Raw genomic sequence first — 13,975 nt, 5'->3', positions numbered from 1 at the left:
CCGGTTTACTGTTGATAACTCAGACTCCACAAATCCTGCCAGTCCTGACGGTTTACCCAGTCTGACTCTGCGGTTGAGGTGTGGTAAGTCATAATTTCATCCAGATGATGTGCAATGCCGGAGGCTTCATTTGCCGGCAGGTGAACGGAGCGGTTGGTGGACATTTTTCCGTCAACACCCTGTGGGGCGATGCCTTCACTGGTCAGCATGTAATGGATGAAGAGTCTGGCGGCGTTTGGACTGTCTGTCCCCTTTGTGATGAAGCCGAGACTTGGATAACTCCAGCCGGTGAATGGCTTAAGTCCGGTACATAAACCGAGTTTCATCCCGTCTTTATTTTTGCGGAATTTCGCGGTGCTGATCAGTCCCATAAAGCTGGTTTTGACATCCGGAGCCCCGACGGCTGCCGCAGCTTTGCTGTCGGAATTGGTTAGCAGTGGCGAGTTTTCTGCCAGCGCTTTAACAAATGCGGCGGTGGCTGATGCTTCATCGGTTTTCAGCGGATGACCGAACTGAGCCTGATAGGCATCAGCAACCTGCTGGTCATAGTGCATTGACATTTGGTTGAACCAGTCGGTGTATGACGGTTTGCCCAGCGGATCCTGCATGGCGATTTTTCCATGCCATTCAGGCAGTGTCAGTTGCCAGATATTCTTAACGGGACAGTCACGATAAAGTGCGGTGTTGTAAGCCCAGACATTCGGCGCCTGAATCACCGTCAGCGGGTCTTGAAACCCGGTCGGGATATCGGCTTTCAGATCATCCGGCACCCAGCTGGTGACATAATGCTTCTTCAGCAATTGTTCAATACCAGCCGGGGCATCCGCCAGCATCACCACATCAGATTTAACGTTATGTGCCTGCGCTTCCCGGCTGACAATTTCCAGAATTTGTGGTGCTTTGGCTTTGATACCAACTGCCGTGACGCCATATTTTTTAGTGAAGGCCTTCGCCTGTTTGACGATTTTACCGGTTGAGTCGTACACGGTGATCGGCGCTTCTTTTTTTGCGGCCCGGATCAGCGCTGTCAAATCAAAATCACTGCCTGCATGGGCGGAAGTGATGCTCAGACCTAAAATCGCAGCCAATACGCCGGTTTTTAATACCGTTGATTTCAAAACCGGTGATTTCAAAACAGCATGTTTCAACGTCATAATCAATCCCTGTAAAAGTGAGAATCTGTGGTGGTTTGGTGTGTTGATGTATTGTTTGGGTATAAATGGGTCACATTATCCGGAGCCGACATCGATTCTGACGCCAGTGCTTCTGACGATCGTGAAACCCGCCGGCCCTGGTCATCAAAGAAGTGCAGCGCATCATGGGGCAATTCGCACAGAAGTGTCTGTCCTTCCAGCCAGCCGGGACGAAGTTGTGTTGAATGGACCAGTGTTTCGCCGAGGCAGCTGACTTCAATCACCCAGCTGCCGCCGGTGGGAATAATATTTTCGATCGTGGCTGGCAATGCCTGTCCTGCATGATTTTCTTTCGGGCCATCTTCCGGGGACAGGCACTCTGTTAAGGGCCGGTTTTCTAAGGACAAGGCTTCTGAGGACAGACAGGCTTCTGAGGACAGACAGTGCAACCGGATGTCTTCCGGGCGGATCCCACAGCAGGTGGCGTGCTCTGTGCCGGGACAGGCGCGCAGTATGTTTGCCAGTGCGGAGGTGCTGCCGGAGAGATTGACCAGATTCATCTTTGGATTGCCGATGAATTCCGCCACAAAACGATTTGTCGGCCGGGCATAAATCTCATCGGGTGTGCCAACCTGTTGTAACTCTCCCTGATTCAGTACCGCAATCCGGGTCGCGAGGGTCATCGCTTCCCACTGATCGTGACTGACAAAGACGATGGTGGTGCCGTAATTCTGGTGGATCCGGCGCAGCTCTTTACGCATTTCCAGTCGCAGTGTGGCATCGAGATTAGAGAGGGGTTCATCCAGCAGCAATACCTTTGGATTGATGGCCAGCATTCTTGCCAGCGCGACCCGTTGTTGTTGCCCACCCGAAAGTTGCGAAGGATAACGGTCGGCATACTGGTCGATGCGTAAAGTTTTCATCACATCCAGACAAATGGTCTGTCGTTCAGATTTTGCCATCTTCTGGATGCGCAGACCAAAGTCGACATTCTCTTCGACGGTCATATGTGGCCAGAGCGCGTAGCTCTGAAATACCAGCCCGATGTTGCGTTGTTCCGGCGCAATAAAAGTGCCGCTGGCAATTGAATCGACCTGCCGGTCGCCGATCACGATCTCACCGCCGGACGCATATTCGATTCCGGCAATCATGCGCAGGATAGTGGTTTTTCCGCATCCTGATGGTCCCAACAGGCACATGAATTCACCGTCTTCGATTGTCAGTGACAAATGGTTGACCGCTGGTTTTGAAGCGGGTGAATACTGTTTCACCAGTTGATTGAGCTGAATTGATGGCATGTTAACTCTCCAGTCCCTGGCTCAGTCCGGTTCCCGATATTTTCTGGATCAGAATCGTTCCGCCCAGTGCGAGACAGGCAATCATCAACACGACAGCATTGGCAGCCTGATCGTAGTTATAATCGATTAATCTCAGCGAGTAAGTGGTGAGAACGTCGGTTGCCGGAATGGCAAGGATAATAAACAGACTGACGCCCTTTATTCCGGAGATAAACGGCAGCAGGATACTTGTGGTTAATGGACCGGCCTGAATCGGGGTAATAATCCGGGTGATGCGTGTGATCCACCCGGCACCGGCAATCCGGGCCGCTTCTTCAGATTCTTTACCCAGCTGGGTCATTGCCGCAATCCCGGAGCGGCTGGCGAAGGGCATTTTTTCAGCGATCAGTGCCAGAATCAGGATTGCCGGTGTTCCATAAAGGGCCGGAATAGGACCGGTGGGGACTGCAAACAGCGAAAGATAAGCCGCAGCAAACGCGATGCCCGGCACCAGATAGGGCAGAAAAGTAATTTGTCTCAGGCTTTGACTGATCAGCGGAAATGAGGTCCGCATCACAGCGTAGCCAACCAGTAAGCCGAAGATACCGGCACAGACTGAGGCACTGCCGACAATCCACAGTGTGTTCCACGCAGCATGCCAGAATTCGGGGGTCAGCAATATCCCGTTGTGCAGGGCAATCGTATCGAGATTGTGTCCTATCCAGTAATCGAGGGTAAAGTTATCTGCGCTAAACCGGCCGGGCAGGATCATGACAGTGGATAAGAACAGGGTGAGCAGCGGCGTGATGACACTGCAAAGAATAAACACGATCACAAAGCTCACCATGAGCCATTGCAGTTTGCCCAGATTATGTTGATGTGCGGTTTGTCCCTTGCCGCCCACGGTTACGAAGCGACGCGCTTCGCGCATCATCCGGGTGTCAATCAATAAGGTGATCACACCAATCAGCATAATCACACCGGCGAGTACGGCAGCGACACCGGTCTGACGTGAATCGATGGAACGGTAAAGGCCGGTGGCTAAGGTGTCATAGTGGACCGGCAGGCCCAGAATATAAGGCACCGCAAATTCACCGATGCAGTCAGCAAAGATCAGCAGCGCCGAAGAGAGAATTGCCGGACGAACCAGTGGCAGAATGATTTTGAATGCGATTGTTCTGCGGGATGCTTTGAGGATTCTGGCGCATTCTTCCAGCTGTCCGTCCAGCCGTTTCAGGGCGTTGCCGACAATTAAAATGACCAGCGGAATATAGTGAACTGAAAGAATGATGACTACCGGGAAAAAGCCATAGGCGAAATGGTCAGGAACCTGAACGCCCAGAGCTTCCAGCCAGCCCGGCTGTCCGCCAATTGTCCGGTTTTTAAAAATGGTGTTCCACGCCAGTGCGAAGGTCCAGGTTGGCAGCATAAAAGGGATAATTAAAGCGGTCGCAAACCATTTTTTCCCTTTCAGGTTGGTCCGGTTGATCAACCAGGCGAGTAAAATGCCAACAGCGACGGAACAGAGGACAGCCGTCACTGAAATGGACAGTGTATGCATCAGTGGCCGCCAGAGCAGAAGTTCTGACATCCGGGAGGTCATTGCCCGGGTAACATAGTAGCTGGTGAAGGTGCCTTCTGCGGCATGAACCCGTGTGCTGTCACCCGCCTGAACCAGTGCTGAATTAGTCAGAATTGAAATGACGGGGGCGGCGATTAAATACGCAAATAGTCCCAGCAAAACAATACCAATCAGGTTGGCAGGCTCCTGCTTTGCAATGCTTATTTTTCGGTTAACCTGTTGCCACCAATAGATTTTATGGTGAGGGTTTATCACTGTACTCATGACTCATCGCACGGACTGATTATCGGATGAGTTCTAAACTAAAAGTGATGTATGACAACGGGATGACAGGTTTGCACATAGGTGCAAATGTCATCAATTGTTCACGAAAGTTTTCAATTCGGTTTTGGGTGTACAGCTGGTGCTTTACTTCTTCAGCTTCATATCAATATGAGGAATATCATCTTCGAGATACATGGATGATGTTTGGACAAATCCATGTTTTCCATAGAAATCAGCCAGATGTTTCTGAGCGCCGATTTCGATCGTCTCTCCCGGCCAGAGTGATTCACAGTGTTTCAGTGCCTGCGCCATGAGCTGATGCCCTGTGCCACCGCGTTTTGTTTCCAGAATAGCGACACGGCCGATACTGACCGATGGGTAGCTGAGCCCTTTAGGTAACAGGCGGGCACAGGCGATGAGCTGATCGTCCTGATAGCCCAGCAGATGGTGGACGCCGGGTTGATGATCTTTGTCATCCAGCTCCGGATACGGGCAGGTTTGTTCCACGACGAATATATCCACTCTGAGTTTGAGTAACTGGTAAAGCTGCGTTGTGGTTAACTGAGAAAAGGGGAGAAATTGCCAGGTGATCATTGTGTCTTCATTTGAAAGTGTCAGATAGGCTGAATTTAGCAATTCAGCCTGCACAATGCATTAACAATGGTTAATTTTTACAGCGCTTTTTTATTCGACTCAGACTGACAGGAGTAATGCCTAAGTAAGCGGCAATCTGATAATCGCTAAGGCGCTCAAGCAAATCCGGAAAATGCTCACGAAATAACTGATACCGTTCTTGTGGAGAATAGAGCAGCATGAAGCGTTCTTTGTGCTCTTTATGGATGAGTTGGGTTTCAAGCAGTTTGAGATAGATGCCGTGCTTTTGTTCGCGCCATCGCCAGAGGGTTTCAATGGGGAGGGTAACCAGTGTGCAGGGTGTCAGAGATTCGATTAAATAAGGTGAAGGTTGTTGCCGGATGAGGCTTTCAAACCCGATGATCCAGTCGTTCTCCCACCAGAATTCTTTGCTGAATGCTTTGCCCTGGCCGGTTAAATAGACGGCATGACAAATTCCCTGCAGGATAAAACAGATCTCCCGGGCAATGTCACCCTGATTGAGCAAAATATGGCGGGTTGGCAGCTCGATCAGTCTGGCTGATTGCATCATTTGTTCGATTTCTGATGCGGTAAAATGATGGTCGGTCAGTTGTTGCTGAAAAGAGTCAAACATTTTTTCGGTATTCTGAGTTGATGAGTGGGCTGAAATACCGGGAAATTTAATCATAGTTTAACTGGTGTGGCAATTTTGGATAAATGGTGCTGACAGGTTCTTTTCTTACGGGGAGTTCTTACGGGGACAGACGCTCTTTTTACGGGGACAGACACTTTAATCCGGACACTTTAATCCGGTGCCATTCAGGTGTCTGTCCTCGTTGCGTCAGTCTTTATCGCTTCGTTTTTTATTTTGTTAATTTTGTCGGGACAGACGTTTTTATAAGGCAGTCATACTGGCGTCTGTCCCCGTAATTTCCTGGTGTCTGTCCCCGTAACTCCCCCGTAAATTCCGCTTTAACTTCCGGCGTCTGTCCCTGCAACTTCAGCGCATCCAGATACGCAATTAGCATGGCCGAAATATGCTGCGAAAACGCACTAATCTCTTCCGCTGTCCGCGGTTCTTCTGAAAAACGTTTACCAACGGCGCTGACGGTGATACGAAATACGCTTGTTGCTGTGGTTTGTATTTCATTATCTGAGTTGGGCAGGACTTCACAGATAAAATCTGAGCAGGCTGTTTGCATCTCCCCCCCAACGCCTTCGGCTTCTGGCGCGTCCCGAAATAAAGGGGCGGCATCACTAAGTGCCGTTCTGATTTTGGCTTCATCACATTCAGATTTTATGAATGTATAAACCAGACGTTGAATTCTCTCACGATAAGAAAGAGATGTTTCAGCCAGGATATGTTTCAGCATGACGGCCGTTTCTTCCCATTCATCAGACTGGAGCTGAAACAGAATGGAAGCCTTGTTGGGAAAGTATTGATAGAGTGAGCCTACGCTCACCCCGGCTCTTTCGGCAACACGGGCTGTCGTGAAGCGGGTGATGCCTTCATTTTTGAGCACCTGTATTGCGGCTTCCAGGATAGAAGCGACCAAATCCGAAGAGCGGGATTGTTTGGGCTTTTTTCTTGATTTCAGTTGAGGTTGCTTTGCCGTGCCCATGCTTTTCTCCTGATCTGTTGATTTTGATTCACCTTGCTGAGGCAAAATATGACGAATGATTCGTATTTTGTCAAAAGCCTGATCACTGAGTGCTTAGATATGTTGCGAATAATGTGAGTGTGAAATCAGGAATGTCTCACAGATGAAGATTTTATTGTTATTTTTCAATGGATTGGTGTGTGTTTTTCTCTGCCGAGAATGCGATTATTCAAGTCCACCTATCCATCGTAATCTGTAATACGACGAAAATATCGTATTTTAAATTTCGACAGGAATGATGACAGATGGCAAATATAGCTTTATCTCAAACTGAAAACCGGCGGTTAATGTTACTGACCCTGATCTTGTTCGGCGCATATTTATGTGTTGCTATCTCACTACCGATTATATCCGTGTTTGTGACCGGGCAACTCGGACTGAATAATACGCTCGCAGGTCTGGCGGTGGGGATCACTTTTTTCTCATCAATCATCACACGCGGTTATGCAGGGCGTCTGGCAGACAGCTTAGGAGCAAAGCAGGCGCTTGGACGGGGGCTGACATATTATGCATTTGGTGCACTGGTTTCGTTGATCGCAGGTCTGTTAACCTCAAATGTATACCTGTCTTATAGCATTTTACTTTGTGGTCGTTTATTACTTGGCGTCGGAGGCAGTTTAGGCGGGGTTGGCATTATTTCCTGGGGTGTGGGTATTGCGGGACCATCCCGAAGCGGAAAGATACTGGCGCTGCTTGGGGTGGCAATTTATGGCGCGCTGGCATTCGGTGCGCCTCTGGGGCTGTGGATTTATCATACGGCCGGATATAAGGGAGCTATGTTGATCAGCTGTCTGTTGCCTTGTCTGGGATTACTGGCAATGTTGCCTTTAACCGGTGTTGCGCCTCATCCCGGCGCAAAGCAACAGTCATTGCTGGTGGTATTAGGAGAAATCTGGCCATTCGGTCTGGTCGTGTGTTTACAAGGGATAGGATTTGCAACAATTGGTGCGTTTTTTGTGCCTTATTTCATTGATCACAACTGGTCGATGGCCGGATTGGGCTTTACGGCATTTGGGAGTGGTTTTGTCTTGATCCGGTTACTTTGTGGTCATTTACCTGACAAATTCGGCGGATTTGCTGTTTCTGTGTTTTCTTTGTTCGTGGAAGCCACCGGACAGTATCTGATCTGGTATTCGGTCTCACCAATACAGGCAATTGTGGGAGCGTTTCTGACTGGTGTCGGCTGTTCTCTGATTTTTCCTGCGATGGGGCGGGAAGTGGTTCTGCGGATTGCCCCTCAGTTCCGCGGGATTGCATTGGGTGGTTTTTCGGCTTTTCAGGATCTTGCTTACGGCCTGACAGGCCCGGTTGCCGGCTATTTTGCGGATAAACACGGATACAGCGTTGTTTTTCTGACAGGAGGCATTGCGGCTAGTCTGGGGTGTGTGATTTCAGGCTGCTTAAAGCGAAATAAATCATTAATTTCAGACGGGAATGCAGACTGAATTTATCCTTTGTAAGTCTTGGTTTTCGTTGCCCGGTTGATGAGGCCGGGCAATCGCTGCTGGTAAAAAAACCGTGACAGAGAATTGTAAATTCGTTATGTTTTGCCGTGTCCTGACATTTGTATGTTTTCTGAGCTATTCCATTTATGAAAAAAACACTTTCTGGTTATGTAACCTTTTTCCTCTTCATCCTTTTTTTGGGTGGCTGTACTTCCCATCCTGATAGAGTGCCGTTCTCGGATGCCGACTACTGTCAAAATCTGCCCGTACTTAAAGAGAAATCGCTGTCTGCCTATACGCAGCCGTTTCAGTCTGAGATGCAGGATAAGACCGGTGTTTATGTGTTGGAGCACGGGGATGAAGCGATGAGATCCAGAGCGTGGCTGACGGAGCATGCGGAGAAGTCGATTGACGTACAGTATTTTATCTTTTCTGTGGATAAAGTGGGATTAATTGCGACTGATTATTTAGTCCGTGCGGCGGATCGTGGGGTGAAGGTGAGGGTATTGATTGATGATATCACCCTTCAGGCCAGAGGGGATGAGCTGTTGATGCTGTCTGCTCATGACAATATCGATATTAAGATTTTTAATCCGAGACTGAATATCGGTAAAAATATGGCTGAAAAACTGGCAACATTAGTGTTTGATTTTCAGGATCTGAACCGGCGGATGCATAACAAAGTGTTTATTGCTGATGATCAGATTGCCATTACGGGAGGCCGTAATATTGCGGATGAATATTTCGGGCTTGATCCTGCCTATGACTTCAGGGATCGCGATGTTTTTCTTGCCGGGAAAGTTGTGAATGATTTAAAAGCATCATTCGAAGAGTACTGGCAGTATGACCGGAGTGTGCCGGTGGAAAAGCTGGTCAAGCGTAAACCTTATCCGAAAGATCCGGGATTTTCCCGTTTGCATGCTTATGCCTGTAATCCAAACAATTTTTCACCGGCAATCCGGGATGAGATTGAGAAAGTTCCGGCGACGTTTAAAAAGCTGAAAGATGAGGGTAAGTTTCACTGGCTGGACAATGTCGAATATGTTGCTGATAAACCGAGTAAAAATGATCGGAAAACTTTTCTTGGTGGCGGCGGGCGAACACGGGATAAACTGGCGGAGCTCGCCGGAAGTGCCCGGCATTCTCTGGTGATTCAGACACCTTATCTGGTGACAACCCGATCAGATCGTGCTTTCTTAAAAAGACTGATCGATAAAGGGGTTGAGATTAAAATTCTGACCAACAGCCTGGCGTCAAACGATAATCTTGAAGCGTTCAGTGGCTATCAGCGCAACCGAAAGGCATTATTGAAGACTGGCGTGGAGATTTTTGAGTTCCGGCCTGATGCCAGGATCAGAAAAAGTGTGATGACCGATCATTCGTCAGAGAAATTACAGACGGTACCGGTTTTCGGATTACACGCAAAGACCATGACCGTAGACGATAAGATTACGGTCGTCGGGACTTACAATTTTGACCCGCGCAGTGCGAATCTGAATACAGAAAGTATTACGGTGATTCACTCTCCGGAAATCACACAGGATGTCAAAGCCTCCATGTTGAAAGAAATGGCACCGGAAAATGCCTGGGCCATCACGCAGAGTTTTAATCCTGATCAACAGGTGAGCCCGGCGAAACGTTTGGGTGTGAAACTTCGCCGGATTGTGCCGAAGGGCGTTCTTTAATCTCAGAAAGATTCAACGGTTTTATCATATCAGACCGGAGCTGGTAACCATCCAGTCCCGGTTTTCTTATTGGTACATCGATTATTCCCGGATTGATGTGGGAAATAGCAAGGACAGTCGCCTAATTTTCAATGCAGAACGAAAAAATATAGCCATTTTATATAGGTATAGTTTGTAGTCTCAGGTCAGTTTTTCCGTTGGTTGTAAGAGTGCTGGAAAATAAATCGTTTGAGTGTGTGAACTGATCGGAAGTTAAAGATTTTACGGGCTTTGGGATATGCTAGACCTGATATCAGAGACTTATTCCATGAATACGCTGTTTGTGGAGATAGGTTTTTACCGACAGAAGTTGCTCTGGTGGTCCAATCCATAAACAGCCTTTTTTTTCAAGTTGAGTGCAGGCTTTAAGGCTGTCTGTCAGATTGAGAGACAGCCGGTCAATCATAGCAGGCAAGTGAGCAGGGATGGTTCCCGGCTTACCTTCACGTGTTTGTCTGCCAACCCAGTCGACCCATTCGATATAGTCCATGAATCGAAACGGAAGACCATCGATATGTTTCTGACCGGTAAACGGCCAGAGGCCCGAAGGTGTTGGCTGAGCATGTGCCAGTGAATCAAGCCGCTTTTTAATCGAAGTGTATTCAGAGGTTTCCGGGGTTTCTGCAGCCTGAGCCCGGACAGGATTGAGGTCGGTATAAGTCATGGCCGCGAGCAGCGCTTTCTCATCCAGTAGTGCCTGAGATTTGAATCGGCCTTCCCAGAAATGTCCGGTGCATCCGTCTTCCTGGTTAGCCTGAAGTGCAATGTCAAAGTTCAGCTCCTTCATCAGCCAGCTGAGCGAGTACAACCGTTGCCGCCAGAGGAGAATTATCTTTTTACATGCCTGAATTTCTGCTGGAGAGCGGAGTATTCCCCGCAGGTAGCGTGTGATTAGAGCAGGGAGGTGGTGTATTTCTTCCCAACGTTGAATGACCTCGATATCGGTTAAAGTTTCAGCTTTTTCCTGATTGATATGGACTACAAGATGATAGTGATTACTCATCACAGCGTAAGCGCAGATATCAATACAGAAAATCCCGGCAAGCTCATGAATACGGTTTTGCACCCATTGACGGCGGTGCTCGTAACTTCGGCCGGAAAGCGCGTCTTGTCCACAAAGATATGACCGTCGTACACAGCGGGAAACACAGTGATAATAAGGTGTCATAGCCAGGTCAACCTGCTGCGAGCGGGGGAGTGTCATTGTTTTTGCCTGCATTATCAGAAAGTTGTTACAGGATGCCTCTGATAAAATCATAAATAAAGTATTGGGTTGGTGAATTGCGGGTCATCTTGTGCAATCAGATGTAACAGATGTTGGTGAAGTATGAGGAAACGTTGGGAGGGTTGAGATGTATGTCCCCGGAAGATCTTAAGGTGTCTGTCCCTGAGGGATCCCCACAAAATTATTCTCTAATCACCTGAGACTCAGTGACTTTTTCTCGTAATATGAGGATGGCTAAATGCCAGTCATCGAGAGAGAGATCTGCGTTGCCATGACGATAAAAATGAAGACCTAATGTCACATGACTAAGCACTCTCCGATCTTTGACTGTGTTGGCTTGATAGTGTCTATGAAGCCCTTGTTCTTCCATCATAATACCAAATAATATCAGTATGTTATGCGCTAGTGTTCCAATCAAAACGATCACACTCAGACGCGAGTGACTCTTTGTTCGGTGCTGTTCCATCCCCATACCAAACTGACTGGATTTATGGTCTCTGAACGCTTCTTCTATCTGCATTCTCTGATGGTAAATTTGAACAATCTGAGCGGGTGACTTTTTTGATAAATTTAATGAGGCTGCAAGGAGCCACGGCTCCCTGGCCCGACGGGCATTCTTCTTACTGTAGTTTGACTGCTTTCTTTTTCCACCAGCGGTTTTGGCGATCCGGCCTTTGGGTCGTTCTTTATATAAAACCAGCTGAAGCGGATAAGGGGATGTTCCTCCCATGAACCAGTTTTTCAGCCCACGAGCGGATGAGGTTGCACAAGGATACAGGGTTTTACAAAGCTGCATCGTCTTGCCATCCGGACTCAGGCAAATCCGTCCACGAATACGACCGACAAAGTCCCATCCTAAAGCCTGAACGCTCTTGAACCACGGACGTTTGAAGCCGGCATCAGTTACAATGATGGGGCAAGTATTTTTGGGCAAAAGGAGCTTGAGCGTTTTCAGAAAAAGGTCATGAGTCGCTGGTTTCTCTTTCGTCTCCAGTGGATGAACTTCTTCATAGAGTGTGAGTGCCCGTCCCTGAAAAGAGATGGACGCCCGGATAAGGAAAAGGGTTTTACTCAGGTTTAAGTCAGACCAGTCAACATGGATGGTTGGTCGTGAATTTTTGGAAACAATGAGTGTGCAAATTCGCTGATAAATCAAGGGGATTTGAGCCCAAAGGTGTGGATTGGAACAGAGTCGGTCAGCCCGTTTAATATTATGTTTTTGATGGGCTTTTGACTGAATCCCCCGCCCCATAGAAGTCACGGTCAAGGCGTTCCCAGACATGGCACTTTGTACGCAGGCAGTGAGTGATTGAGTACGGGTTTGATGCCCCCCTTGAGAGACAGAAGTAACAAATTGAGATATGATTTGGTCGACATTCATGGCTGTGGTCTGGTTTGTTGTGGTGACAATTAAGATCACAAAAAGCCATGAATGTTCCTGCCAACCTGATTTATTTGAACATTTTTTTAAAATTTGTGGGGATACCTCAGTGTCTGTCCTCGCAGACTTTCCCGCAGACTCGCAAAAATACTCAACCAAACGAATAAAAATTGAAATGAAACTTCAAAAAAGCCACTTACCCCTCATTTTTAATAAAAAAATCCCACCAACCGCAAAAGTTTACTTTTTGGTTGATCAAATACAAATATTTATACTTTAAAGTTGATAAAGTTTTTGCGCTCTCAGATGCACAGTGAAAGATCACTATTCACCAGAGGGCAACAAGACCACTTTGAATTATTAAACATAATAAATACGACGTGTAACAGGAGCTATCATCCTATGTCACCATTAACTATAACGATCATTATATTAGTGCTCACAATTGTGGCATTTATGTCCGGGAGAGTTTCTTTTTCATTGATATCAATGGGAATTATTCTTTCTCTGATTTTGACTAAAATCGACACCCCCGCTCAGGCGTTATCCGGCTTTGTGAATCAGAATGTTGCGATGTTTGTTGCGATGTTTGTGATTGGTGCCGGTCTGACTAAAACCAGTATTCTGGACCGGACACAATCGCTGGTACTCAGATACCGGGATAATCCGAAAATGCTCATTTTTATTGCCAGCTTTGTTGCTGCATTACTGGCAGTTTTGACCAGTGCAACAGCTGCGGCAGCCATAATGTTGCCTCTGATTATCGGTATCGCGAACGAAATTGATTTCAGCCGCAGTAAAATTCTGTTTCCGGCGATGGTGGTTGCGAATATTGTGACCGGAATGACCTTCCTGGGGCAGGGTGCCAGTAATATGGCTTTCAGTGACATTATGATGCAATCTGGCGGGATTGAACCTTTTACTATCTGGTCATTTACAATTGCCAGACTACCATTCTTCCTGATTGCTTTGGTTTATGTATCTTTCATCGGCTGGCGTTTACTCCCGGATATTCCGAACGATCAGTTTCAGGATAATTTTAAAAAGAAAGAGAGTGTGAAACTTTCTCCGGCTAAAGAAAAAACGGCGATTTCACTGATTGTTCTGACCATTGGTGCCATGCTGTTTGCCAAAGAACTGCACATGTCGTTATTTGTCATTTCAGCATTAGGCGCCTGTTCTCTGGTTTTCTTCGGTATTCTTGATGAAAAAGAAGCGCTGAGTTCCATTCATTTACCGACTGTCTTTTTGTTTGCTGGTGTGCTCCCGTTATCAGCCGCAGTGAAATCAACCGGAGCCGGCGAAGTGGTTGCTGATCTGATGATTCAGATGTTGGGTAACTCCACCAATCCTTATTTCATTATGTCTGTCTTTTTCATTGTGCCGCTCATCATGACTCAGCTGATGTCAAATCTGGCCACAATGACCATTTTTATCCCGCTGGTCTCCGCGGCTGGTGTCAAAATCGGCGTTGACCCGCGTGCATTAGTAATGGGTGTCTTAATTGCGGGCAGTACTTCAATTCTGACACCAATGGCGGCACCAGCTCAGGCAATTATTATGGGGCCCGGTGGTTACCAACTGAAACATTACCTGAAAGCAGCCTTGCCTCTGGTGGTTGTGATTACGGTTTTCTCTATTTTCTTCCTGCCCGTTTTATTTCCGTTTAAATAATATTCGTCAGCATAT

At 47.5% G+C, this 13,975-nt stretch carries 11 protein-coding genes; 3 read left to right on the top strand and 8 right to left on the bottom strand.

Features of this window, described 5'->3' with window-relative positions:
* Positions 1 to 5: 5 nt before the first annotated feature.
* From OC443_RS25200 to OC443_RS25175, 6 genes are all read right to left on the bottom strand, one after another.
* Positions 6 to 1,154 (bottom strand): ABC transporter substrate-binding protein, encoded by a 1,149-nt coding sequence (locus OC443_RS25200; RefSeq protein ID WP_073584934.1) that lies wholly within the window; start codon positions 1,152 to 1,154, stop codon positions 6 to 8.
* Between the two features lie 2 nt (positions 1,155 to 1,156).
* Positions 1,157 to 2,431 (bottom strand): ABC transporter ATP-binding protein, encoded by a 1,275-nt coding sequence (locus tag OC443_RS25195; RefSeq protein WP_073584932.1) that lies wholly within the window; start codon positions 2,429 to 2,431, stop codon positions 1,157 to 1,159.
* 1 nt (position 2,432) lies between these two features.
* Positions 2,433 to 4,256: an ABC transporter permease gene (locus OC443_RS25190; RefSeq protein WP_073584930.1), complete on the bottom strand. Its 1,824-nt coding sequence runs from the start codon at positions 4,254 to 4,256 to the stop codon at positions 2,433 to 2,435.
* Between the two features lie 144 nt (positions 4,257 to 4,400).
* A complete protein-coding gene (locus OC443_RS25185) occupies positions 4,401 to 4,850 on the bottom strand; it encodes a GNAT family N-acetyltransferase (protein ID WP_073584928.1) in 450 nt (149 codons plus the stop codon).
* Between the two features lie 70 nt (positions 4,851 to 4,920).
* Entirely contained in the window at positions 4,921 to 5,484 is a 564-nt protein-coding gene (locus OC443_RS25180) for a Crp/Fnr family transcriptional regulator (protein WP_073584984.1), read from the bottom strand.
* Between the two features lie 229 nt (positions 5,485 to 5,713).
* Entirely contained in the window at positions 5,714 to 6,472 is a 759-nt protein-coding gene (locus tag OC443_RS25175; RefSeq protein ID WP_073584926.1) for a TetR family transcriptional regulator, read from the bottom strand.
* 284 nt (positions 6,473 to 6,756) lie between these two features.
* Between OC443_RS25175 and OC443_RS25170 the strand changes: the two genes are divergently transcribed.
* Positions 6,757 to 7,956: an arabinose transporter gene (locus OC443_RS25170; protein WP_073584924.1), complete on the top strand. Its 1,200-nt coding sequence runs from the start codon at positions 6,757 to 6,759 to the stop codon at positions 7,954 to 7,956.
* A 146-nt stretch (positions 7,957 to 8,102) separates the two neighbouring features.
* Positions 8,103 to 9,641 carry a phospholipase D-like domain-containing protein gene (locus tag OC443_RS25165; RefSeq protein ID WP_073584922.1) on the top strand — a complete coding sequence of 513 codons (1,539 nt, stop codon included), beginning with the start codon at positions 8,103 to 8,105 and terminating at the stop codon, positions 9,639 to 9,641.
* 292 nt (positions 9,642 to 9,933) lie between these two features.
* Here OC443_RS25165 and OC443_RS25160 read toward each other — a convergent pair whose 3' ends face one another.
* Both OC443_RS25160 and OC443_RS25155 read right to left on the bottom strand, forming a co-directional pair.
* Positions 9,934 to 10,884, bottom strand: coding sequence for a transposase (locus tag OC443_RS25160; RefSeq protein WP_073584982.1), 951 nt, complete (start codon positions 10,882 to 10,884; stop codon positions 9,934 to 9,936).
* A gap of 202 nt (positions 10,885 to 11,086) precedes the next feature.
* The gene (locus OC443_RS25155; protein ID WP_143169471.1) at positions 11,087 to 12,325 is read right to left on the bottom strand and encodes an IS4 family transposase; all 1,239 of its coding nucleotides are present in this window, start codon (positions 12,323 to 12,325) and stop codon (positions 11,087 to 11,089) included.
* Between the two features lie 363 nt (positions 12,326 to 12,688).
* Here OC443_RS25155 and OC443_RS25150 point away from each other — a divergent pair, with 363 nt between their 5' ends.
* The gene (locus OC443_RS25150; protein ID WP_073586597.1) at positions 12,689 to 13,960 is read left to right on the top strand and encodes an SLC13 family permease; all 1,272 of its coding nucleotides are present in this window, start codon (positions 12,689 to 12,691) and stop codon (positions 13,958 to 13,960) included.
* The last annotated feature ends 15 nt before the right edge of the window (positions 13,961 to 13,975 follow it).

The sequence above is a fragment of the Vibrio quintilis genome, from assembly GCF_024529975.1.
GTDB lineage: Bacteria > Pseudomonadota > Gammaproteobacteria > Enterobacterales > Vibrionaceae > Vibrio > Vibrio quintilis.
The sequence above is the reverse complement of the archived record's forward strand: the minus strand, read 5'-3'. Positions and strand labels throughout refer to the sequence as shown.